Raw genomic sequence first — 23,088 nt, 5'->3', positions numbered from 1 at the left:
TCGCAGCCTCGCGGGCTCGGCAGCGGCTACAGGGTCGCTGCATCATCCGGTGAGTCCCCCAACCACAAACAATGCTATTTTTTGCCGCTCGCGGCGCAACCAGGCGCCGCCACTTCTACAGGGAACGTATCGATGCAGACCGCCGTCCAGCCTTGTCCATTGCCCAGCCACTCCAGCATTGCCAACCTGGCCGTCGGGGCGAGCTTCATCGATTGCCGTCAGGTCCTGGCCAACGACCCCGAGCGCACGGCCATGCGCCACCTGCTCAACCTGATGAGCCAGACCCCGGCCTGGATCGACCGGATGATGGGCCTGCGCAACCGCGTGGTGCAGTTGTTCGGCCTCAAGGACCTGGGGCGCCTGACGCAGATCGACCTGACCAGGGCGGACGAGGATTACCGGCCGGACGACCGGGTCGGCATCTTCACCCTGGTTGCCCAGGCCCCCGACGAGGTACTGTTGGTGGACCGCGACCAGCACCTGGACGTGTACCTGTCCCTCAATCGCCTGCCGCTGACCGCCGAAGGCCAACGCCCGGTGGTGCTGTCCACCGTGGTCCACCCACGCAACCTGCTGGGGCGCCTGTACATGCTGCCGGTGGCACCGTTCCATCGGCTCATCGCGCCCATGACCCTGGCCAACATCAATCGCCGCTGAGCCGCCACATTCAAGGACACTGCCATGCAGACACCCGAGTTCGACGTTGTAGTAGTAGGCCTGGGCGCCATGGGCGCAGCGACCCTGTACCAGTTGGCCAAGCGTGGCGTGAAGGTGGCCGGCATCGACCGTTTTGCCCCACCCCACGACCAGGGTTCGAGTCATGGCGACACCCGCATCACCCGCCAGGCCGTGGGCGAAGGCGCCGCCTATGTGCCGCTGGCGATCCGTGCGCAGCAGATCTGGCGCGAGCTGGAAGCGCAGCAGGATGCGCCGTTGTTCGAGCAATGCGGGGTACTGGTGATGACCTCCAGCGCCACCCCGGGCGGCCAGGACGGCGCGCCGGACTTCACCGAAAACACCCTGGCCCTGGCCCGCCAATTCGGCATCGAGCATGAAGTGCTGGACGCCACGCAGATCCGCCAGCGCTTCCCGCAGTTCGCGCCGATCCACGACAGCGCCCTGGGTTACTTCGAGCCCGGCGGCGGTTATGTGCGGCCGGAGCGTTGCATCGACGCGCAGCTGACCCTGGCCCGCCAGTTGGGCGCGACCCTGATCACCGGCGAGACGGTGCTGGATATCGACAGCACCCCGGGCCGGGTGCAGGTCACCTGCCAGAACCGGCGTATCAGCGCGGCCCAGGTGGTGGTCTGTGCCGGCATGTGGTCCAGCCCATTGCTCGGCGCGCCGTTCGATAAGTTGCTGCGGGTGTGCCGGCAGACCTTGTACTGGTACCAGTTGGCGGAACCGCTGATCTTCCCCGAACACTCGCCGAGTTTTATCGTCCACGGCGCCAGCGACGAGCAGACCTGCTACGGCTTTCCGCCGATCCCCGGCGAAGGCAGCATGAAGATCGCCACCGAGCAGTACCGCGAGACTTCGACGCCGGACAACCTGGACCGCCAGGTCAGCGCGGCGCAGAGCGAGGCGATGTACCGCGACCTGGTGCTGGCCACTATCGCCGGGGTCACGCCGCGACTGGTGAAGTCCGCGGTCTGCGCCTACACCGTGACCCCGGACTCGCACTTCATCATCGACGAACACCCGCGCCTGGCCAACGTCACGGTAGTCAGCGCCTGTTCCGGCCACGGCTTCAAGCACTCGGCGGCGATTGGCGAAGCCCTGGCCCAGCGGCTGGTGGACGGACGCAGCGAGATCGATTTGAGTGCATTTTCCCTGGCGCGCTTCGGCCATTGAGGGGTGCCTGGATGCCCTGTGACGGGGCGTTTTCCGGGAAGAAACGATTCAGTGACGTTTTTCCTTCTGTGGGTGCCGCTTTCAACCTTGCCCCTTCGTTCAGTCTCTACGATTCTGTAGAGACCCCCGCGGGGCGGCGCCAGACCGCCCAGGGCAAAACAACAGGAGCGCCCCATGAAGAGCGTCGCTGAAGTACTGAAGTTGAAGGCCAAGCACAACCAGCAAGTGCACACCATCGCGCCCCACCAGATGGTGCTTGAAGCACTGATGCTGATGGCCGAGAAGAACGTCGGCGCCCTGCCCGTGATGCAGAACGGCGAAGTGGTCGGGGTCATCAGCGAACGCGACTACGCGCGCAAACTGGTGCTGCACGGCCGCTCCTCGGTGGGCACGCCGGTCAGCGCGATCATGAGTTCGCCGGTGATCACCGTGGACTCGCACCAGAGCGTGGAAACCTGCATGGGCATCATGACCGACAGCCACCTGCGGCACCTGCCGGTGGTGGAAGACGGCCAGTTGCTGGGCCTGCTGTCGATCGGCGACCTGGTCAAGGAAGCCATCGCCGAACAGGCCAACCTGATCCGCCAGCTGGAACAGTACATTCGCGGCGAGTAAGCCTCCTCCCTGGTAGCCGCCTTTGGGCGGCTACATTCCCCCGCACACCTATCTTCTGTAGGAGCGAAGCACACAGTGTGTAGCCCCTTACCAGGCGCCGTTTAACCCGCGGTGAAGAACTGCCGCCCATCGCGCTTGAGCAAATCCAAAAGCAGCTGGGCCGCCGGCGACAGGTAACCTTCGGTCCGCACCAGTACCACGATGCTGCGATGCATGCGGGTTTGTGCCAGCGGCACTTCCCGCAGGTGGGCGATGCCCTTGAAGTCGTCCAGGGTTTCCCGGGCCAGGAAGCTCAGCAGCCCGGTCTTGGCGATTAGCCGCGGCAGCAGGGAAATGGTGTTGGTCTCGATCTGCACCGACGGCAATGGCAGTTGGTGGCTCTGGAACACATTGTCGATCCAGCGGCGGGCCGAGACTCCGGTTCCCGGCAGTACCCAACGGTAGTCACACAGGTCTTGCAGGCGCATCGGCGTGTCGAACACCGGGTGGTCGCGGCTGGCCACCACCACGGCCTGGTCTTCGAACAGGGTGTGATGGCTCAGGTGCGGGTCACCCTCGGACAGCGGGCAAATCACCATGTCCAGGCGCCCCGAACGCAGGGACTCGCGGAGCACGTCGTCCTGGCCGATCACCAGGTTCAGGGTGATGTCCGGGGCGCGCTCCAGCAGGGTCGCGGTCATCTGCGGCAGCAAGTGCTCGGCCATGCTGGCGGCACAGCCCAGGCGGATATTTCCGAGCACGCCGCTGGCAAAATCGCGCACCTCGCGATGGGTCTCGGCGATGTTCTGCTGCAACTGCCGCGCGCGCTGTTGCAGCAACTGGCCCACCGCCGTCAGCTTGATTCGCCGCCCGTCACGCTCGAACAGCTTGGTGCCGAAGGACTCTTCCAGGCGCTGGATGCTCTTGGTCAGCGCCGGCTGGCTGCGATTGAGCTTCTGCGCCGCGCGCCCGAGGTGGCCGAGCTCGGCGATGGTTTCGAAATAGGTCAGGTCGCGCAGGTCCATGATCGATAAACCAGAGTTATTAGTTGATCACAATTAGAAACTAGACTTGATCAATTGCGCTATCAATAATTTGCTCCGAAGCGCTGGTAGCAACGGTCCCGCAACAGGAACGGCCAGCGCGCTGGAGAATGCCCTTGCCTCGTCCCTCGCCTTTGTCCCTGTCCGCCTGGCCCCTTGCCCTGCAATGGCTGGCGCTGCTGATCCTCGCCGGCAGCGCCGGGCAACTGTTGAACCACTTCGAGGTGCCCGCCGGGCAGTTTCTCGGGCCGATGCTGGTAGCCATCGGTTTCGGCGTCAGCGGCGCCAGCATCCGCGTGCCGCGCCAGGCCTTTCGCCTCGGCCAGGGCTCGGTCGGGGTCCTGGCCGCCCACTCCATGACCATGGCCGTGCTGGCCTCGATGGCCCAGTCCTGGCACGTGATGCTGTTCGCCACCTTGCTCACCGTCTGCCTCAGTGCCCTGGTCGGCCTGGCGCTGGTGCGCCTCGGCGGCCTGCCACCCAGCACTGCGGCCTGGGGCACCGCGCCGGGGGCGGCCTCGGCCATGGTCGCGATGGCCGACGACTTCGGCGCCGACTCGCGGGTGGTGGCCACCATGCAGTACGTGCGAGTGGTCTGCGTGGTGATGATCGGCGCCCTGGCCGGCCACTGGATCGGCGTCCCTGCCGGCGGCAGCCAGGCCCACAGCACCGAGGTGGTGCTGCAGACCTTCACCCTGCTCAACCTCGGCCTGACCCTGGGCATCATCGTGCTCGGCGTGCTGCTCGGCTCACGGGTGCCGGCCGGGGCCCTGCTGGTGCCGCTGCTGATCGGCGGCGCGCTGCAGGTCTCCGGACTGCTGCACATCACCCTGCCCGGCTGGCTGCTGGCCCTGGCCTATGGCGCCATCGGCTGCTACATCGGCCTGCGCTTCGACCGGCCGACCGTGCGCTACGTCTGGACCCGCCTGCCGGCGATGATCTTCGGCGCGGTGCTGCTGATCGCCCTCTGCGCACTGTCAGCCTGGCTGCTGGCGCACTGGCTGGACAAGGATTTCCTCTCGGTCTACCTCGCCACCAGCCCCGGCGGCCTGGACGCCATGACGATCATCGCGGTGGACACCCACTCCGACGTCGGCCTGGTGCTGGCCATGCAGACCCTGCGGCTGTTCGCGGTGATCGTCAGCGGCGCTTTTTTCGCCCGGCTGATCATCAAGTGGGCGCGCTGAACCCTGGGGCCGCGCGTCTTTAAACACTCTGAAATAGTAAATCCAAGTGCCATCCCTCCTTCCCAGCCCCCGCCGCCAGGCGCCTGAATACAGGCTTCAAGCCGCCGCCCTGCAGCGCCCCGGGCCGTTTCAGCAGCGGCCCTGAAGCTTATTTCCCTCGCGAATAAGAAACGTCTTGCCGCCGGCTGTTGTTACCATGGCGCACATTTGCGTGAAGATTTAATGACTGGCAGGTTTTTCGTGAATTTCATCCGGCGTGTTTTCCATCATCCCCTGGCCCCCCTCGGCGCACTGCTGAGCCTGGTGCTGCTCGTGCCCCTGGTGGCGCGCGCGCTGCTCGGCTGGTCCGACCCCCTGGGCTATCTCTCCGACCTGGGCACCGCGGGCCTGTTGACCCTGCTGCTGTACCGCCGGCCCTGGTGGCTGGCCCTGCCGGTGCTGCTGGTGTGGAGCCTGCTGAGCATCGCCAGCGCCGAGCTGGTCAGCGCCGTGGGCCGCCTGCCCAATGCCTCCGACTTGCATTACCTGTTCGACCCACAGTTCGTCGGCAACTCCACCGGCGGCGGCCTGGCCCATCCCTGGCTGGCGGCGGCGCTGCTGTCCGGGCTGGCGTTGTGGCTGGGCGTGCAATGGGCGGCCCGCGGCACCCGCGCCCCGCGCTTGCCACGCCATGCCTGGACCGCCCCGGCGCTGCTGTGGCTGGCCCACGGCGGCGTGCAATACCTGAACCCCAGCGAAGCCGATCAATGGCGCCTGTTCAACCTGCCGCACCAGTTGCTCGCGGCCGCCGCCGGCCAGGGCCAGGTACAGCTGGAACAATGGCTGGAAGGCGATGTGCCCGAACTGCCGGTGCAGATGGCCGGCCTGACCCAGCTCGACCTCGACGGCGAGCCGTTGCTGGCCGCCCCGGGCCAGGCGCGCAACGTGCTGGTGATCGCCCTGGAAGGCATTCCCGGGGCCTATATCAAGACCAACCGCGAGGCCCTGCACAGCCGCTACCAGGACAACCTGATGCCCAAGCTCAGCGCCTGGGCCGAACGCGGCATGAACACCCCGGACTACGTACTGCACAGCCACCAGACCATCCGCGGCCTGTACGCCATGCTCTGCGGCGACTACGACAAGCTCGACAACGGTACGCCCAAGGGCATCGAGCTGCTGACCCAAAGCCAGCGCAACCAGGCCTGCCTGCCGGCCCAGCTGCGCAAGCAGGGTTTCAATACCCATTACCTGCAAGGCGCCGGCCTGCGCTTCATGGCCAAAGACAAGATCATGCCGCACATCGGCTTCGACTCGACCCACGGCCTGGAGTGGTTCAGCAACGCCAACTACCTGGACTTCCCCTGGGGCAAGGACGACAAGGCCTTCTTCGAAGGCGCGCTGGACTATGTCGGCCAGCTGAAAAAGCAGAAGCAGCCTTGGATGCTCACCCTGCTGACCGTCGGCACCCACCAGCCCTACTCCGCGCCGGAGGAATACCTCAACCGCTTCGACACACCCAAGCAGGCCGCGGTGGCCTACCTGGACGATGCCATCGGTGAATTCATGGACCAGCTGGAGCGCCAGGGCGTGCTCAAGGATACCCTGGTGGTGATCACCTCGGACGAGTCCCACGGCATCGATGGCGTGCGCCTGGCCTCGTCCTGGGGCTTCAACCTGATGCTCGCCCCGGAGCAGGCGCAGTTACCCAGACTCAAGTCCGGGACCTACGGCCATGTCGACCTGAGCGCCTCGGTGCTCGACTACTTCGGCTTCCAGGTACCGGACAGCCTCAGCGGCCGCTCGCTATTTCGCGACTACGCCCTGGGCCGGGAGATCATGTCCTACACCAACGGCAAGCTGCGTTATCACGATGGCCAGGGCACCCTGACCGAGTGCGATTTCCAGCAGCGTTGCCGCTACTACGCAAGCACCGGTTTCATCGCCGACAGCGCCACCTTCAAGGGCCAGTATGGCGGCCTGCGGGCGCGCCAGATCAGCGCCCGGGCCGAAGGTTTGGACCGCACCCTGCTGCAATCGCCGCTGAACCTGCACTACCAGTTCGGCAGCCCGGCGATCATCCCGCTGCAGGCGCAGATCAAGGATGACTGGGCCGACAACCTGATCGGCGCGCAGTACCTGGAAATGCCCAAGGGCTCGCTGACCCGCGTGCGCTTCACCGTGCGTTCGGCCGACCCGCAGCAGAACGCCTACATCCTGCTCAAGGGCAAGGAGCGCGAGCAAGACGTGCCCCTGGGCCTGCCGGAAGAGATGCTGGTCACCCCCGACCAGCCGCTGGAAATGGACTTCAGCTTCGCCAACCCGGAATCGCGCAAAGCCTTCTCCTTCCACCTGCTGGGCTACGGCCTGGGCGCGGTGGAAGTCAGTGACTTCAGCGTGATCACCGAACTGCCGGGGCAAGAGCAAGACAGCGAAGAACCCCAGGACGACAATCCGCACGCCTCCTGAATCGCCTCCCCGGGAGCTGGTCGGCAGCACGACCGTCCAGCTCCCGCGCCCTTGTCTAAACTCCTCGTCAGGCACAAGGTATGGCCTCGCTGCGGTCCGCAGCGCCACCGCCGGAGTACGAGGACGCACATGACCGACACCCTGGACACCCCTCTGGAGCAGTTGCAGCGACTAATGGCCGAGCGCCCCTTCATGGTCCTCACGGGCGCAGGCATCAGCACCCCTTCGGGGATTCCCGACTACCGCGACAACGACGGCGTGCGGCGCGGCCAGCAACCAATGATGTACCAGGAGTTCCTGGCCGAGCCCAAGGCCCGGCGCCGCTACTGGGCACGGGCCATGCTCGGCTGGCCGCGGATCCGCCAGGCCCGGCCGAACGCGGCCCACGAGGCGTTGGCGCATTTACAGGCGCGGCAGAAAATCGCCGGCTTGATCACCCAAAACGTCGACACCCTGCACGACCAGGCCGGCAGCCGCGATGTGATCGAACTGCACGGCAACCTGCACCGGGTGGTCTGCCTGGATTGCCGCCAACGCAGCGATCGGCAGGCGATCCAGCAATTGCTGGAACTGCACAACCCCTACCTGGCCGGCGTCGACGCGGTGCAGGCGCCCGACGGCGACACCCTGCTCGACCCGGTGTTCGAGGAACGTTTCCAGGTGCCCCGCTGCCCTCATTGCGCTGGCGAGCGGCTGAAACCGGATGTGGTGTTCTTCGGCGAAAACGTGGCCCAGGCCACCGCGGCCAAGGCCCTGCACAGCATCGAGCAGGCCGCCGGCCTGCTGGTGGTGGGTTCGTCGCTGATGGCCTATTCGGCCTTTCGCCTGTGCAAGGTCATGGCCGACCAGGGCAAGCCGCTGATCGCCATCAACTTCGGCAAGACCCGCGCCGACGAGCTGCTGGACCTGAAGATCGCCGCCTCCTGCGAACAGCTGTTGCCGCTGCTGGCCGAGCGCCTGAGCTCCTAGGCAACCCCCGACAGGCGCTCAGCCAGACCGGCTCCGCGCAGAATGTCGAACAGCGCCTGGGCCGCGCTCGACAGTTCATGCCCGGGGTTGGTCAGCACTCCGATGGCGCGTTCCACCACCGGGTCGCGCAGGGTGATGCAGCGCGCGCCCAGCTCGCGCATCTGTCCGGCGCACAGGGCCGGCACCGCGCTCACACCGAGACCGCTGGCGACCATTCGCCCCACTGTCGCCAGTTGATGGCTTTCGAATTCCACCGGCAATTTCATGCCCCGCGCCAGCAAGTGCTCTTCAAGCATCACCCGCACCGTGGACGGCCGTTGCAGGGTAATGAAGGGCTGTTTCAGCAGCGATTGCCAGTCGATGTCCTTCAGCTCGGCCAGGGGCGAATCGCTGGGCACCACGGCGACGAAGCGGTCGATGTACAGCGGGGTGAATTGCAGCGATGCGCTTTGCTGCGGCTCGAAGGCCACCCCCAATTCCACCTGGCGGTCGCGGACCATCTCCAGCACTTGCTCGTTGATCACGTCGTTGACCGTGACGTTGACCTGCGGGTAACGCGCGCGAAAGGTCTTGAGGATCGGCGGCAGCAGGTTGCCGGCAAAGGACGGCATGGCCGCCAGGGTCACCCGCCCGCGCTGCAGGGTGAAACGTTGGCGCAGTTCGTCCTCGGCGTTGTCCCAGTCGGCGATCAGGCGCCGCGCCAGGGGTACCAGCGCCTCGCCTTCCGGGGTCAGGGCGACATTGCGTGTGTTGCGGCTGAACAGGCGTCCGCCGAGGCCGTCCTCCAGGGCCTTGATGGTCAGGCTCAGGGCCGACTGCGACAGGTGCAGGCGTTCGCAGGCCACGGCGAAACTCAGGCTCTGGGCCACCGCCAGAAAGGCGCGGATCTGTTTGACGGTCATGCTCTGCCCTCGGGATCGACTGTTGAGTTTTATCTATCAATCAACCTTAAAAATCAACTTAACAAATCAATCCCCTGGCGCAACACTGCGGCTCACTCTCTTCATACGGCCAGCCAGCCGGCTGGCAACGCAAATACCAATAACAAGAGGATGTGCAGATGGCAGGTTTCGACAAGCGCGTGGCGTCCTATGAGGAAGCCCTCGAAGGTCTCAAGGACGGCATGACCGTGATCTCCGGCGGCTTCGGCCTGTGCGGCATTCCGGAAAACCTGATCGCCGAGATCAAGCGTCGCGGCACCCGCGACCTGACCGTGGTCTCCAACAACTGCGGCGTCGACGGCTTCGGCCTCGGCGTGCTCCTGGAAGACCGGCAGATCAGCAAGGTAGTGGCCTCCTACGTCGGTGAAAACGCCCTGTTCGAGAAGCAACTGCTGAGCGGCGAAATCGAAGTGGTGCTGACCCCGCAAGGCACCCTCGCCGAGAAGATGCGCGCCGGCGGCGCCGGCATCCCGGCCTTCTTCACCGCCACCGGCGTCGGCACCCCGGTCGCCGACGGCAAGGAAACCCGTGAATTCAACGGCCGCGCCTACCTGATGGAAGAATCCATCACCGGCGACTTCGCCATCGTCAAAGGCTGGAAAGCCGACCACTTCGGCAACGTGGTCTACCGCCACACCGCGCAGAACTTCAACCCGCTGGCCGCCACCGCCGGCAAGATCACCGTGGTCGAGGTCGAAGAGATCGTCGAGCCGGGCGAGCTGGACCCGACGCAGATCCACACCCCCGGCATCTACGTCGACCGGATCATTTGCGGCACGTTCGAAAAACGCATCGAACAGCGCACCGTGCGCAAGTAATCGCCCGCCCAACGACTGACGGAGAATAAAAAATGGCTCTTACCCGCGAACAAATGGCTCAACGCGTCGCCCGCGAACTGCAGGACGGTTTCTACGTTAACCTCGGCATCGGCATCCCGACCCTGGTGGCCAACTACATCCCCGACGGCATGGAAGTGATGCTGCAATCGGAAAACGGCCTGCTCGGCATGGGCGCCTTCCCCACCGACGACGAAGTCGATGCCGACATGATCAACGCCGGCAAGCAGACCGTCACCGCGCGCATCGGCGCGTCGATTTTCTCTTCCGCCGAATCCTTCGCGATGATCCGTGGCGGCCATATCGACCTCACCGTGCTCGGCGCCTTCGAGGTCGACGTGCAGGGCAACATCGCCTCGTGGATGATCCCCGGCAAGCTGGTCAAGGGCATGGGCGGCGCCATGGACCTGGTGGCCGGCGCGGACAACATCATCGTCACCATGACCCACGCCTCGAAAGACGGCGAGTCGAAACTGCTGTCGCGCTGCAGCCTGCCGCTGACCGGCGCCAACTGCATCAAGCGCGTGCTGACCGACCTGGCTTACCTGGAGATCGAGAACGGCGCGTTCATCCTCAAGGAGCGCGCCCCGGGCGTGAGCGTCGAGGAAATCGTCGGCAAGACCGCCGGCAAGCTGATCGTGCCGGCCCACGTGCCTGAAATGCAGTTCGCCTGAGGAGCAACCAGACCATGCAAGACGTCGTAATCGTTGCCGCCACCCGCACCGCGGTCGGCAGTTTCCAGGGTTCGCTGGCGAACATTCCTGCGGTCGATCTCGGCGCCGCGGTGATCCGCCAGCTGCTGGCCCAGACCGGCCTGGACGGCGCCCAGGTCGATGAAGTGATCATGGGCCAGGTGCTCACCGCCGGCGCCGGGCAGAACCCGGCGCGCCAGGCCGCGATCAAGGCCGGCCTGCCCCACGCCGTGCCGGCGCTGACCCTGAACAAGGTCTGCGGCTCCGGCCTCAAGGCCCTGCACCTGGGCGCCCAGGCGATCCGCTGCGGCGACGCCGAGGTGATCATCGCCGGCGGCCAGGAGAACATGAGCCTGGCCAACTACGTGCTGCCCGGTGCCCGCACCGGCCTGCGCATGGGCCACAGCCAGATCGTCGACAGCATGATCAGCGACGGCCTGTGGGACGCCTTCAACGACTACCACATGGGCATCACCGCCGAGAACCTGGTGGACAAATACGCCATCAGCCGCGAAGCCCAGGACGCCTTCGCCGCCGCCTCGCAGCAGAAGGCCGTGGCCGCCATCGAAGGTGGGCGTTTCGTCGATGAAATCACCCCGATCCTGATTCCCCAGCGCAAGGGCGAACCCGTGGCCTTCGCCACCGACGAGCAGCCGCGCGCCGGCACCACCGCCGAATCCCTGGGCAAGCTCAAGCCGGCCTTCAAGAAAGACGGCACGGTCACCGCCGGCAACGCCTCGTCGCTGAACGACGGCGCCGCCGCGGTGATCCTGATGAGCGCGGCCAAGGCCCGGGCCCTGGGCCTGCCGGTGCTGGCGAAGATCGCCGCCTACGCCAACGCTGGCGTCGACCCGGCGATCATGGGCATCGGTCCGGTGTCGGCCACCCGCCGCTGCCTGGACAAGGCCGGCTGGTCCCTGGAGCAGCTGGACCTGATCGAAGCCAACGAAGCCTTCGCCGCCCAGGCGTTGTCGGTGGGCAAGGAACTGGGCTGGGACGCGAGCAAGGTCAACGTCAACGGCGGCGCCATCGCCCTCGGCCACCCGATCGGCGCTTCGGGCTGCCGGGTGCTGGTGACCCTGCTGCACGAAATGCTCAAGCGCGATGCCAAGAAAGGCCTGGCCACCCTGTGCATCGGTGGCGGCCAGGGCGTGGCATTGGCCATCGAACGCTAACGCTTACCGCGCACCACGGCCGGCCCTCGGACCCACGACATCCGGCGGCTGGCCGGCAATACGCCCGGCGCACCCCATGGTGCGCCGGGTTCATTTTGCGGCCCGGCAGACGCCGGACAGAGGCCGCTGGCAGCCACCCATCCGTCAGCTACATTCAACTCATGCGGCTGGCGAGACTCGTTTTCCACGCCTTCCTGCCCACTGACTCACGGCTGAAACAGTCCAGGCCGATGCGTGGAGCCTTATCCGTCGAAGCCGGATCACAGCGCTCAAGCCCCCATGGGCAGAGCCCGGCATGCCACCCAGCCCTTCGCCTGCTTCATCGACCCGATAACGAGGAGCGGAACATGCGCCCGATCAGATGCCTGCTCTACGCCGGCTTTTGCATAGTGCTGGCGGGGCTGGTCAGCCTCCAGGCCAGTGCTGGCCCCTCCTTCGACGCGGACAGAAAAGGACTCGAGAAGCTCTCGACCAACGCCGGCGCCGAGCTGCACCGAGGCTTGCAGAAATCCCACGAAATGCTGATGTACCTCGAACTGCGGGACACCCTGCATGCCACCGAGGCCAAGGCAGCGGCCCTGGAGCACTTCAACGAGTCGGTCGCCCTGTACAAGAAAGTCACTGCAAGCGCCCCCGAGCAGAAGATCCTCTACCAGCCCCGGGATGACAGTGAAAAAGACGCCATCAGCGCCTTCCAGAAGCGCTTGCAAGAGCTGGATATCGCGGTGCCCGACACCGAGAAGCAGCTGGCCAACCTCGCCGTCACTGTGGTGACCCGACATATCCATGTGCTGGAAAGGTCCAGCTTCAAGGCGACCAAGGCCGACTACACCCCCTTGCGCAAGGTTCTGCGCTCGCAGGCCCTGTTGCTCGACCTGGGCATCCTCAGCTCGATTGTCTGGAGCCTGGCGGCCGACCAGCCTGGCGAGAGCCGTTAGCGCCTTGCCCCCCAGAGGCTGTCACGGCGACTTCGGCTTGCCCATCAGCAACAGCAACGACAAGCCGGCAAACCCGGCCCCGGCGTAGAACGTCAGCGCCGCGCCATGGGCCTGCCACAGCCAGCCGGCGATCACGCTGGCCAGCAGCAGGGCCATTCCGCTCAACAGGTTGAACACACCGAAGGCCGTGCCCTTGAGGTCGGCGGGCGTGGTGTCGGCCACCAGGGTGGCGAGGATGCCCTGGCTGAAGCCCATGTGCAGGCCCCACAGGGCGACGCCGAGCAGCACCAGCGGCACCGACTCGGCATAGGCCAGCACCAGGTCGGCGAGGATCAGCAACAGCAGGCCGACGCTGAGCAAGGCGCTGCGGTTGATGCGGTCCGACCATTTGCCGACCGGATAGGCCGAGACCATGTAGAACCCGGCCATGACCACCATCACCAGTGGTACCCAGGCGGCGGAGAAGCCCAGTTGCTGGGCCCGCAGCACCAGGAACGCCTCACTGAAACGGGCCAGGGTGAAGGCCGCGCCGATGGCCACCACCCACCAGTAATGCCGGGAAAACCGACGCAGCGAGGCCAGCCGCAATGGCGACTGGAAGTGCCGGCTGCCGGGGGCATGCTCGGGTTCGCGGATGGCGAAGACCAACAGCGCCACGGCCAGCGCCGCGGGGATCACCGCCAGCCACAGGACCTGGGCGATATCGTTGGCCAGCCACAGCATCAGGCCGATGGCCAGGATCGGGCCGAGGAACGCCCCCACGGTGTCCAGCGACTGGCGCAGGCCAAAACAGGCGCCGCGAATTTCCGCCGGGGCGACATCCGCCACCAGGGCATCCCGTGGCGCGCCGCGAATGCCCTTGCCGATACGGTCCAGCAGGCGCGCGCTGAACACCAGTTCCGCCGAACTCGCCAGGGGGAACAGCGGCTTGGTCAGCGCCGCCAGGCCGTAACCCAGTAGCAGCAGTTCCTTGCGCCGGCCGATGAAGTCGCTGAGGGCGCCGGAAAAGACTTTCACGATCAGCGCCGTGGCTTCCGCCACCCCTTCGATGATGCCGACCGCCAGCATGCTGATGCCCAGGGTGCCGACCATGTACAGCGGCAACAGGCTGTGCACCAGCTCGGACGACACGTCCATGAACAGGCTGACGAATCCCAGCGCCCAGACCGTGCGCGGAATGCCGCGGCTCAGGGGCTTTCCGGTGTCGCTCATTGCAGGTCCCGCCATGACAGACATCCCCCAGGGTTTACAAAGGATCCGGTTGCTCCAAGCCTAGGCCGACAACGACGGCAATGCCTGTCATGGCTCCCGTTGCAATCGACGCTCGAGGGCCGCGGCCAGGGCCGACGCCTCCTGTTTCAAGGAGGCGCAGAAGGCCTCGACGAAAATCGACGACGGCCGGAAATCCGGGCGGATCAGCATCACCCGGTACGGCACCGACAACTGCAGCGGGCGGATCGCCAGGCCCCGGCCCGCCTCCTCCATGGCACTCAGCGGGTTGATGATCGCCACCCCCAGCTGCTGGCGCACCATGGCGCAGACCGAGGCGGCATTAGTGGTTTCGATCACCACCCGGCGGTCGACGCCGGCCTGGCGAAAATGCTCGTCGAGGGTCTGACGATAAATGTCCAGGCCTGACAGGTTGATGAAATCCACCCCGCGAAAGTCTTCGCTGTGCAGCAGCGGCTTGGCCAGCAATGGGTGCCCTTCCGGCAGGATGCACACCATGTCGGCGCAGAACAGCAGTTCGCCCTGGGTGCCCCGTGGCAGGTGTTCGCTTTCGGTCAGGCCCAGGTCGTGGCGCTGGGCGCTGAGGGACTCTTCGAGCAAGGGCGATTCCTGGGCGGTGATGCTCAGGCCGATGCCGGCGTGTTGCTCCTGGAAGTGCTTGCACACCCGCGGCAGCAAGGTCTGGGAGAACAGCGGCAGGCAGGTCAGGCTCAACTGGCCGTGCTCGAAGCGGCGGATCGACTGCGCCACACTGTTGATCCGCTCCAGGCCGACATAGGCCCGCTCCACTTCTTCCAGCAACAGCATCGCCTGGGCGGTCGGCAGCAGGCGGCCGCCCTCGCGGTCGAACAGGCTCAGCCCGGACAGGCTCTCCAGCCGCGCCAGCTCGCGGCTGACCGTGGGTTGCGAGGTGAACAGCAGGCGCGCGGCGCCGGTGACGCTGCCGGCCTGCATGATGGCGCGGAACACCTCGATATGGCGCAGGGAAATGTCCACGGCTTGCTCCTCGGTTTGAGACGTTGATTCACACAAGCCATATCAGAACTGAATCGAGATACAAAGAATAGATATTTTATTGAATACGTCGCCCTCGGCATCATGCAGGCCTCTTTCCTCGCCACAGACGATTGCCATGGCCATTCCCTTTTCTCCCGAGCAACTGACCGCCGCCGCCCGCCAGTACGGCACCCCGTTGTGGTGCTACGACGCGCGGACCATCAAGGTGCGCATCCAGCAACTGAAGGCCTTCGACGTGGTGCGTTACGCGCAGAAAGCCTGCTCCAACCTGCAGGTGCTGCGCCTGATCCGTGAGGCCGGGGTGCGGGTGGACGCGGTGTCCCTGGGGGAAATCGAGCGGGCGTTGCTGGCCGGGTTCAGCCCGGAGGGCGATCCGGCCGGCATCGTCTTCACCTGCGACCTGTTCGACACCGCCACCCTGCAACGGGTGGTGGAGCTGAACATCGAGGTCAACGCCGGTTCCATCGACATGCTGCGCCAGCTTGGCGAGAAATCCCCGGGCCACCGCGTGTGGCTGCGGATCAACCCGGGCTTCGGCCACGGCCATAGCCGCAAGACCAACACCGGTGGCGAGAACAGCAAGCACGGCATCTGGCACGAGCAGGTCGGCGAAGCCCTCGCGGTGATCCGCCAGTACGGCCTGAAGCTGGTGGGCCTGCACATGCACATCGGTTCCGGCGTGGACTACGGGCACCTGGAGCAGGTCGGCGCGGCCATGGTGGCGGCGGTCAAGTCCCTGGACCACGACATCGAGGCCTTCTCCATCGGCGGCGGCCTGTCCACCCCTTACCGCGCGGGCGACGAGCCGGTGGACGTGCGGCGCTACGCCAATGCCTGGCGCCAGGCCCGCGAAGAAATCGAAGCCTGGCTCGGCCACGGCGTGCGCATGGAAATCGAACCCGGGCGTTTCCTGGTGGCCGAGGCCGGCTGCCTGGTCAGCGAAGTGCGGGTGGTGAAAGACGCCGGCAACCATCACTTCGTACTGGCCGACACCGGCTTCAACGACCTGATGCGCCCGGCCATGTACGGCGCCTATCACGCCATGAGCCTGATCGACGCCAACGGCCAGGCGGTGCAGCGCGAGTTGCGGCCCACCGTGGTCGGCGGCCCGCTGTGCGAGTCCGGCGATATCTTCACCCAGGACGACGAAAGCCTGACCCCGCAGCTGCTGCCCCAGGCCCGGGTCGGCGACCTGCTGGTGATCCACGACACCGGCGCCTATGGCGCCAGCATGTCCTCCAACTACAACAGCCGGCCACTGCTGCCGGAAGTGCTGTTCGAGGATGGCCAGGTGAAACTGATCCGCCGGCGCCAGCCGCTGGCGGACCTGCTGGAACTGGAGATGGGGCTGTAAGGGCCTGAGACGCAACATCACAGGTAAGCGGGGGGACGATCTGCCTGTCCCCCCTTCCAGGTATCCCCCCTTGATCGACGCCGGGACTTCGTGGCCAGCCGCTGGAGTGCTGGCCACGCCAATCAAAAAACCTGCCCCGACGCCGGGTACCGCCTGGCGCTAGCCCTCGACCACCACCAGGAACTGGCTGTAGCGATCGATGCCGTCCTTGGACAGTTCAAGCCCGGTCTCGCCCATGCGCGACATCCATTTGCCGTTGTCGCCACGCAGGGAAATCTGCCCGCTGGCGGTGTCGATGGCATAGGAGAACTGGCAGTACTGATCGATGCTGTCCTTGGACAGTTCAAGCCCGGTCGCCCCCATCCGCGACATGAACTTGTTGGTGTCGCCCTGCAATGCCAGCTTCTTGTCGTTGCCGATCTGGATCAGGGTGACCCTGAACTTGCAGTACTGGTCGATGGCGCCCTTGGACAGTTCGAGCCCTGTCGCGCCCATCCGCGACATGTAGTTGCCCGAGTCGCCGCGTAGCGAGATGACAGTACCGTTTTCAATCACACGTTGAGGAAGAACGATCATGTTTGGCACTCCTTGCTGATTGGGTAGGTTCCCTGGTGTAACCACAGGCGCAGCAATGCCTTGGCAACTCATGACCGTGCTCATCCCGGAGGGATATTCAACACCCCTGGATTGCCTGCCGCAGGCGCAGTGTAGTCGAGCGATTGCCGGCTCCCGGGACGCCCGGGAGACAACTGGACCAGCGGTTGCCGCGGCCCCGCCGCCCTCAGATCAAAGCGCTATGCACGGCCAGATGCAGACGCCGCAAGGCTATAAAAAACCGCGGAGCGCCAAGGCTCCGAAGAGCCAGGAGTCGAGTGCGGGGACAGCTTCACAGCTGGGCTGTGAAGCCTGTCGAGGGGGAAGGATTCAGTCTTGCCGGGGGTTCATGTACCGCGAGAAATTCTCGATGTAGTCGGTGAGGTTCTCTTCCATCATCAGGCGGAATTCCTCGACGAAATAATCCACCGCCTGCTGCTTGGCCGCCGCCAGTTCTTCGGCGTTGCGGCAACCGCAGGCGCTGACCCAGGCGGCGAAACGCGAGTTGGCGTACATCAGCGAGGCACTGGCCTTGCCGCGGCTGCTGTCGCCGATATGGGTGTTTGCCAGTTCGATGATGGCATCGGCGCGGTTGTAGAAATCCTGATCCGTTTCGTTGGCCAAGGGGCATTCCTCTTGAAAGTGGGCAGATGAGCGATAGGCGATGAAACATGAGCCTGAAGAAAGCCGGCGAGTATAAAAGCCTCGCGCCCAACCATCGACGGCTTTTGCTGCCTCGCGCTCTGCCGTATTCAGTCCGGCCAATGCCGCTCCAGCACCTGTGCCACCTGCGGGTGGCGGTCGATGCGCTCCAGCAGATCACAACACTCGGGGCGTTCGCGCCGCAGATGCTCGCGCGTGCCGCACCAGCGCGACACCACCGCCGCCTGGAAATCCAGGGCCGCCAGGGGTGAACCGCTGGCGTACAGCTGCGTGGCGAACTGATCGGCGAACACCTCCCAGTTGCGGTGCAGGCGCTCATGGGCCGCGTCCCGTACCCGCGCCCTCAGCGCTTCATCGGCGCCCTGCAGCCAGCGCTCCGGGTAATCGATCACGCTGATCGCCGAGTAGCAATTGGCGGCGATAAACACCAGCCCGCGAATGGCCTGCGCCCGGGCGCTCTCATCCTCGGGCAGCAGCGCCGAGCGCGGATAACGCAAGCCCAGCTCGATCAGGATCGCCGCGCTCTCGGTGAGGACACTGCCGTCCGGCAGTTGCAGGGTCGGGACCTGTTTCAGCGGATTGAGCCGCGCCAGCTCGTCGGCCCCGGGCGACGGCGCCCAGGACGAGGCTTCGACGATACGGTACGGCACCTGGCAACACTCCAGGGCGATCTCGACGATGGCCGAGCCGGAGCCTTGTGTCCCATAAAGTTGATACATGACCATCCCCTCGCTTGACTGGGCCTTACATCTGACGGGTGGCTTACGCGGGTTGTTCACTCCAGTGCCGGAAGTCCGCGAGGCGATAGGTCGGATGCTGACGGATAGCCTCGGCCGGCACACGTAGAACGCTTCCACGGTAGCTCAAAAGGTAAAGGCTCAGCGGCTCGGGAGCCCGCATGCGCCGCACCAGGAAATGGATCAAGCGATTGAGCATCCCAAAGCGTTCGATCTCCAGCCGCATCCCGGCCTTGACCTGCAAGAACTTGCCGCAAGCAGAGAACCGGGTCTGGTGATGGACAAGCTCAATGACGCTGGGCTAGAACCTCGATGCGCAGCACCCCGTGAGCGTCCGTCGAACAGTCGATACGCACCGGCAAAAACGCCTCGATCACCCGGATATTGCTCTGCAGGTGCTCGCTCATGCGCGGGGTGGTGAAGCTCCCGCCGCCGGCCAGGGCCATGGGCAGCAGCAGTTGGTCCGCCAGGTGCTCGGCCAGCGCCGCGCCGGAATCCAGCCACTCGCGGGCCTGGTCGATGGCCCGATCGGCCACGCTTTCGGCCCGCAGGCTGCTCTGGCCAAAACCGCTGAACAGCTCGGTCAGGTGCTCGAAGACAAACTCCAGCAACAACACGTTGCCCGGGCCGCATTGCTCATCCAGGCGCACCGGGCTCAGGTGCTCCCGAGGCAGCTCCAGACGAGTGCCGACGCGGCGCAATTCGCGCTCCGCCACATGCTCCGGCAGGCCGGCGCTCAAGGCCCAGGCCCGACGCCCGAGCAGTTCGCCACGCTGTTCCAGGTGCAGGGGTTGCAGGGTCGAAGGCTGGATAAAAGCCTCCAGCTCGCCGCCGCCGGCAGGAACGAAACCATGACGCAACAGCTGCAACTCCACCTGCCCGCCCATGCGCCGCAGTTGCGGCAGCCAGGCCTGCTGGAGGAAATCCACCGGTGGCGCCAGCGGGTTGTGGGTGCCGCCGCTGATGCTCACGCGGCTGGGCTCCGGGGCTTGCAACAGGGCCGGCAGCAGGGTCTGTAACACCAGGGTGCAACTGCCGGCGGTGCCGATGGCGAAACGGTAGTCGCCGCCGCGAATCGGCCCCGGCTCGAAGGTCAGCGCCCGGGAACCCAGCTCGGCGCCCGAGACCCTGGCCGCGCAGACCTGCGCCGCCGCCAGCACCGCGGTCAGGTGCTGGCGCAGCAACCCCGGGCGACTGCGCCGGGCCCGTATGTTGTGGATGCGCAGGGTCTTGCCGGTGAGCATCGACAGGCTCAGGGCACTGCGCAGGACCTGGCCGCCGCCAATGGCGCCGTCCAGTTCGATGACATCCTGTTTCATCACATTCCTCAGGCGTAGCGCCGGACGCTGTCTCGCAAGTAGGCGTCCAGCACAGCGTTGTCTTGATGGGTACGCACAAGCTTAGGCACCGGGCGTTCCAGTTCGGCGGCGATAAAGGCGTGCAGCGCCGGGCGCCGCGGCCCGTAAGCGGCCTCGCTGGCGCTGCGTTTCAAGGCCAGCAACTCATCCACTTCGTCCAGCAGTAGCCGATGGTCGACGGTATCCAGCAGCTCGGCGAAGGTCATCGGCGGGCGGCCGCGCCCCTGATCGATCCAGCGCACCGCCAGCAACGGCCGGAGCACGTAGAAGTACTTCTTGAACCGCACGCTGTCGCCTTGCAGGTAGCCGCGAAAGTTCTTCCTGGCCATCGACAGGTAGTGATTGCGTGCCGCCGGCGGACTGTAGAAGGCCTCCGCCAGCTCTCGCAGGCGCGCGGTTGCCGCCGGCTCGCTGCGATACACCAGGGGCGAATCCAGCCACTCCAGCAGGGTCGGGTTGGACTTGCGCAGCAACCCGAGGGTCTTGCGCAACTCCCAGCCGCTGATGTCCAGCTCGTCGTCCAACGGCCGCTCGATCACGTCCCGCCCGGTGTCCACCTGGATGAACCACTCGGGCTTCTCCACATAGACGAACCGCACATCGTAATCACTGTCGGTGGAGGCAAAGCCCCAGGCCCGGCTGCCCGATTCGCAGGCATACAACACCTGCACGTTACGCTCGCGCTCGATCCGCGCCAGCTCACCCAGTACCCGCTCGCGCATGGCGCTGCTCAGCGGGTAGCGTTCATTGAATTCCATGATTCCTTGTCCTGTTCAATCGACGATCGCCAGCACCTCAGCGCTGGCCTGATCGCCTTGTACATCGGTATTCACAACAGGCGCTTGAGCGATCCGCGAGGCACTTCACCGGCCTCCTCCATCGCTTGCAACCGCTGCGCCAGTGCTTCTCGCAGTGGCTTGGGGGTCACCGGGTCGAACATCGCGTAGCGGGCATCGCACCAACGGGCCAGGGCCTCGCGCCAATAAGCGGCTTCGCTGCCCACCCGATCCAGGCGACACAGCAGGTATTGCAACTGGCGCCAGCCCGGCTTGAGCCCCAGCAAGGCCCAGCGACGCGCCTTCGGCAGCGCATGCCAGTGCTGGTCCAGCCGCTGTTCCAGGGCCTCTTCGAACGCCGCCCAGGGCTGCTCGCGCAGCAGGTCGAGGGCGCAGTTGAAGACCTTGTCCGACGGATCGTCCAGGGCCGCCAGCTGCTGGGCCACGCCACGTTCGCCGAGGGTCTGCAGGGCCAGCAGGCGCACCGTCAGCGCCTTGGAGGCCAGGGCTTGGTGCAGCATGGCGTCGGCCTGTGGCTCCCGCAGCTCCCTGACCAGCCCCAGCAGGCCCAGCCACTGGCGCTTGTTGCCCGGAGCCGGCTGCTGCAACCGGTCCAGCAGCACTTGCCGTGGGTCCAGCCCATGGCGTGGCGCGGCCCAATGGGCCAGGCAACGCAAGGCCCCCGAAGGGTCGAGCAGGGCCTGCGCCAGGTACCCGCGACAATCGGCCAAGCGTGACAACAGCAGCCGCAACGCCTTGACCCGCACACTGGCGCCACAGCTGCGCATCACCGCTTCCAGCAAAGGCACCGCCTGCTCGTCGGGCAGTTCGGCGCAGGCATCTACCGCCCTCTGCCGCACGCTGACTTCGCTGTGGCGCAAGGCAATCGCCAGCAGCGCCACGCGGTCCTCCACGCCTTCCAGCAACAGCTCGAAGACAAAGCGCGCGGCTTTGCCCCGACAGCTGCCAAAGGCGCTTTCCACCTCGGGCCGTACCTGGGCCAGCAGCAACACCGAACGCGCCCGCTCCAGGGTGACGCCATGATCCGCCCGCTGTTTGTCGGCCAGGGCCAGCAACGGCGCCAGGGCCTGCAACAGCAAACCGGCACGCTCTGGCACCAGGTAAAACTCAAGCGCCACGGCCGCTTCCTGGCGAACCTGGGGCACCCAATCGTTGAGACGTTCCAGCAGCGCCGCCAAAGCCTTGGCCGATGGCTGCGCGGACAATCCACGCACCGCGGCCTGCCGCACGAATCCGTTGCCGAAGCGGCTCAGTTCCAGCCAGGCGCTGTGCCTGTCCAGGGTGTCCATCACTTCCCGCACGCGGCGGGCTTCGTAGTCGCTCAGCTGGTCATGCCAGCCGGGCGGGGCCGCTATCACTGCGTCCATGTCGTGCATTGTTCTACCCCTTGACGCACACCACCTGACGCAGGGTGTGCAGCACTTCCACCAGCTCGCGCTGGGCGTGCATGACTTGGTCGATGTCCTTGTAGGCCATCGGGATTTCATCGATCACCGCGGTGTCCTTGCGGCACTCCACATGGGCGGTGGCGCGGATCTGGTCGGCCAGGGTGAAGGTGTTCTTGGCCTTGGTGCGGCTCATGGTGCGCCCGGCACCGTGGCTGCAGGAGCAGAACGCCTCCTCGTTGCCCAGCCCACGAACGATGAAGCTCTTGGCACCCATCGATCCCGGGATGATCCCCAGCTCGCCCTTCTTCGCCGACACCGCGCCCTTGCGGGTTACCAGCACCTCTTCACCGAAGTGGCGTTCCTTCTGCACGTAGTTGTGGTGGCAGTTCACGGCCTCCAGCGCCACGTCGAAGGGCTTGCGGATCACCTGGCGGGTGGCCTGGATCACCAACTGCATCATCAGTTCACGGTTGTGCCGGGCAAAATCCTGGGCCCAGGCCACGGCCTCGACGTAATCGTCGAAGTGCCGGCTGCCTTCCTCGAAGTAGGCCAGGTCGCGGTCCGGCAGGTTGGCGATGTGCTGGCGCATGTCCGCCTGGGCCAGGTGGATGAACAGGTTGCCGATGGCGTTACCTACGCCACGGGAACCGCTGTGAAGCATGAACCACACCCGGTTGGCCTCATCCAGGCAGACCTCGATGAAGTGGTTGCCGCCGCCGAGGGTGCCCAGGTGCTGGCGGTTGTTGCTGTTGGCCAGCGCCGGGTACTTGTCGGTGATCGCCTTGAAGCGTGGCTGCAAGGCCGCCCAGGCCTGGTCGGCCTGGCGCGGCACGTCGCCCCAGGCGCCCTTGTCGCGACCGCTACGCGGCGAGGTGCGGCCATGGGGCACCGCCTGTTCGATGGCGCTGCGCAAACCGTGCAGGTTATCCGGCAGGTCGGCTGCGGTCAGCGAAGTGCGGGCGGCGATCATGCCGCAACCGATATCCACCCCGACTGCCGCCGGGATGATCGCGCCCAGGGTGGGGATCACGCTGCCGATGGTCGAGCCCTTGCCCAGGTGCACATCCGGCATCACCGCCAGGTGCTTGAAGATGAACGGCATCTTCGCGGTGTTCATCAATTGCTGGCGGGCTTCGTTTTCCACGGGCACGCCCTCGGTCCACATCTTGATCGGCTTGCCGTTGGCGACTTCCAGCAGTTGGTAGGTCTTGTGTTCCATGTTCCTGACTCTTTTTTTCTGTGGCTGAAAATCCAGCCTTGTTCGGTGGCCGGT

At 65.7% G+C, this 23,088-nt stretch carries 23 protein-coding genes; 11 read left to right on the top strand and 12 right to left on the bottom strand.

Features of this window, described 5'->3' with window-relative positions; genetic code table 11:
* The first annotated feature begins 132 nt into the window (after positions 1–132).
* From BMY68_RS03620 to BMY68_RS03610, 3 genes are all read left to right on the top strand, one after another.
* A complete protein-coding gene (locus BMY68_RS03620; protein ID WP_085530439.1) occupies positions 133–657 on the top strand; it encodes a DUF2867 domain-containing protein in 525 nt (174 codons plus the stop codon).
* A 24-nt stretch (positions 658–681) separates the two neighbouring features.
* Positions 682–1,854, top strand: a complete 1,173-nt coding sequence (gene solA, locus BMY68_RS03615) for an N-methyl-L-tryptophan oxidase (protein ID WP_085530438.1) — start codon at positions 682–684, stop codon at positions 1,852–1,854.
* A gap of 174 nt (positions 1,855–2,028) precedes the next feature.
* A complete protein-coding gene (locus tag BMY68_RS03610) occupies positions 2,029–2,469 on the top strand; it encodes a CBS domain-containing protein (RefSeq protein ID WP_009043197.1) in 441 nt (146 codons plus the stop codon).
* 101 nt (positions 2,470–2,570) lie between these two features.
* On the opposite strand, the gene BMY68_RS03605 is transcribed toward BMY68_RS03610, so the two are convergent.
* A complete protein-coding gene (locus tag BMY68_RS03605; protein ID WP_007930891.1) occupies positions 2,571–3,473 on the bottom strand; it encodes a LysR family transcriptional regulator in 903 nt (300 codons plus the stop codon).
* A gap of 128 nt (positions 3,474–3,601) precedes the next feature.
* Between BMY68_RS03605 and BMY68_RS03600 the strand changes: the two genes are divergently transcribed.
* The 3 genes from BMY68_RS03600 to BMY68_RS03590 all read left to right on the top strand — a co-directional run bounded on the left by BMY68_RS03600 (position 3,602) and on the right by BMY68_RS03590 (position 8,095).
* Positions 3,602–4,678, top strand: a complete 1,077-nt coding sequence (locus tag BMY68_RS03600) for an AbrB family transcriptional regulator (RefSeq protein WP_085530437.1) — start codon at positions 3,602–3,604, stop codon at positions 4,676–4,678.
* Positions 4,679–4,900: 222 nt separating this feature from the next.
* Positions 4,901–7,126: an LTA synthase family protein gene (locus tag BMY68_RS03595; RefSeq protein ID WP_085530436.1), complete on the top strand. Its 2,226-nt coding sequence runs from the start codon at positions 4,901–4,903 to the stop codon at positions 7,124–7,126.
* A 129-nt stretch (positions 7,127–7,255) separates the two neighbouring features.
* Positions 7,256–8,095 (top strand): NAD-dependent protein deacetylase, encoded by an 840-nt coding sequence (locus BMY68_RS03590; protein WP_085530435.1) that lies wholly within the window; start codon positions 7,256–7,258, stop codon positions 8,093–8,095.
* Here BMY68_RS03590 and BMY68_RS03585 read toward each other — a convergent pair.
* Complete coding sequence (locus tag BMY68_RS03585) at positions 8,092–8,997, bottom strand: LysR family transcriptional regulator (protein WP_085530434.1); 906 nt, start codon at positions 8,995–8,997, stop codon at positions 8,092–8,094. The two genes, BMY68_RS03590 and BMY68_RS03585, sit on opposite strands and share 4 nt — an antisense overlap.
* Before the next feature lie 158 nt (positions 8,998–9,155).
* Between BMY68_RS03585 and BMY68_RS03580 the strand changes: the two genes are divergently transcribed.
* The 4 genes from BMY68_RS03580 to BMY68_RS03565 all read left to right on the top strand — a co-directional run bounded on the left by BMY68_RS03580 (position 9,156) and on the right by BMY68_RS03565 (position 12,677).
* Positions 9,156–9,854, top strand: a complete 699-nt coding sequence (locus BMY68_RS03580; protein ID WP_007920583.1) for a CoA transferase subunit A — start codon at positions 9,156–9,158, stop codon at positions 9,852–9,854.
* A gap of 32 nt (positions 9,855–9,886) precedes the next feature.
* Positions 9,887–10,546 (top strand): CoA transferase subunit B, encoded by a 660-nt coding sequence (locus BMY68_RS03575; protein WP_009043191.1) that lies wholly within the window; start codon positions 9,887–9,889, stop codon positions 10,544–10,546.
* Between the two features lie 14 nt (positions 10,547–10,560).
* A complete protein-coding gene (locus tag BMY68_RS03570) occupies positions 10,561–11,739 on the top strand; it encodes an acetyl-CoA C-acetyltransferase (protein ID WP_007924669.1) in 1,179 nt (392 codons plus the stop codon).
* Between the two features lie 347 nt (positions 11,740–12,086).
* Entirely contained in the window at positions 12,087–12,677 is a 591-nt protein-coding gene (locus tag BMY68_RS03565) for a hypothetical protein (RefSeq protein WP_085530433.1), read from the top strand.
* Positions 12,678–12,698: 21 nt separating this feature from the next.
* On the opposite strand, the gene BMY68_RS03560 is transcribed toward BMY68_RS03565, so the two are convergent.
* Together BMY68_RS03560 and BMY68_RS03555 are read right to left on the bottom strand one after the other, a co-directional pair.
* Entirely contained in the window at positions 12,699–13,904 is a 1,206-nt protein-coding gene (locus BMY68_RS03560) for an MFS transporter (RefSeq protein WP_085530432.1), read from the bottom strand.
* Between the two features lie 72 nt (positions 13,905–13,976).
* Positions 13,977–14,903 carry a LysR family transcriptional regulator gene (locus BMY68_RS03555; protein ID WP_085530431.1) on the bottom strand — a complete coding sequence of 309 codons (927 nt, stop codon included), beginning with the start codon at positions 14,901–14,903 and terminating at the stop codon, positions 13,977–13,979.
* 136 nt (positions 14,904–15,039) lie between these two features.
* Here BMY68_RS03555 and lysA point away from each other — a divergent pair, with 136 nt between their 5' ends.
* A complete protein-coding gene (lysA, locus tag BMY68_RS03550) occupies positions 15,040–16,278 on the top strand; it encodes a diaminopimelate decarboxylase (protein ID WP_009043186.1) in 1,239 nt (412 codons plus the stop codon).
* 159 nt (positions 16,279–16,437) lie between these two features.
* Here lysA and BMY68_RS03545 read toward each other — a convergent pair whose 3' ends face one another.
* From BMY68_RS03545 to BMY68_RS03510, 8 genes are all read right to left on the bottom strand, one after another.
* The gene (locus BMY68_RS03545) at positions 16,438–16,854 is read right to left on the bottom strand and encodes a fascin domain-containing protein (RefSeq protein WP_007932660.1); all 417 of its coding nucleotides are present in this window, start codon (positions 16,852–16,854) and stop codon (positions 16,438–16,440) included.
* A 348-nt stretch (positions 16,855–17,202) separates the two neighbouring features.
* Positions 17,203–17,496 carry a DUF3144 domain-containing protein gene (locus tag BMY68_RS03540; RefSeq protein WP_009043185.1) on the bottom strand — a complete coding sequence of 98 codons (294 nt, stop codon included), beginning with the start codon at positions 17,494–17,496 and terminating at the stop codon, positions 17,203–17,205.
* Between the two features lie 128 nt (positions 17,497–17,624).
* Positions 17,625–18,254, bottom strand: coding sequence for a glutathione S-transferase family protein (locus BMY68_RS03535; RefSeq protein ID WP_053260614.1), 630 nt, complete (start codon positions 18,252–18,254; stop codon positions 17,625–17,627).
* Between the two features lie 43 nt (positions 18,255–18,297).
* The gene (locus BMY68_RS03530; RefSeq protein WP_239694063.1) at positions 18,298–18,516 is read right to left on the bottom strand and encodes a hypothetical protein; all 219 of its coding nucleotides are present in this window, start codon (positions 18,514–18,516) and stop codon (positions 18,298–18,300) included.
* A 43-nt stretch (positions 18,517–18,559) separates the two neighbouring features.
* Positions 18,560–19,591: an RNA 3'-terminal phosphate cyclase gene (rtcA, locus tag BMY68_RS03525; RefSeq protein WP_085530430.1), complete on the bottom strand. Its 1,032-nt coding sequence runs from the start codon at positions 19,589–19,591 to the stop codon at positions 18,560–18,562.
* Between the two features lie 8 nt (positions 19,592–19,599).
* Complete coding sequence (locus BMY68_RS03520; protein ID WP_085530429.1) at positions 19,600–20,388, bottom strand: nucleotidyltransferase domain-containing protein; 789 nt, start codon at positions 20,386–20,388, stop codon at positions 19,600–19,602.
* A 71-nt stretch (positions 20,389–20,459) separates the two neighbouring features.
* Positions 20,460–21,803 (bottom strand): PBS lyase, encoded by a 1,344-nt coding sequence (locus BMY68_RS03515; protein ID WP_085530428.1) that lies wholly within the window; start codon positions 21,801–21,803, stop codon positions 20,460–20,462.
* Positions 21,804–21,807: 4 nt separating this feature from the next.
* On the bottom strand, positions 21,808–23,034 hold the full coding sequence (locus BMY68_RS03510; RefSeq protein WP_085530427.1) for an RtcB family protein: 1,227 nt from the start codon (positions 23,032–23,034) through the stop codon (positions 21,808–21,810).
* Between the last annotated feature and the right edge of the window lie 54 nt (positions 23,035–23,088).

Source organism: Pseudomonas sp. NFACC41-3, from assembly GCF_900109505.1.
In the GTDB taxonomy this organism is placed as follows: Bacteria; Pseudomonadota; Gammaproteobacteria; order Pseudomonadales; family Pseudomonadaceae; genus Aquipseudomonas; species Aquipseudomonas chlororaphis.
The sequence above is the reverse complement of the archived record's forward strand: the minus strand, read 5'-3'. Positions and strand labels throughout refer to the sequence as shown.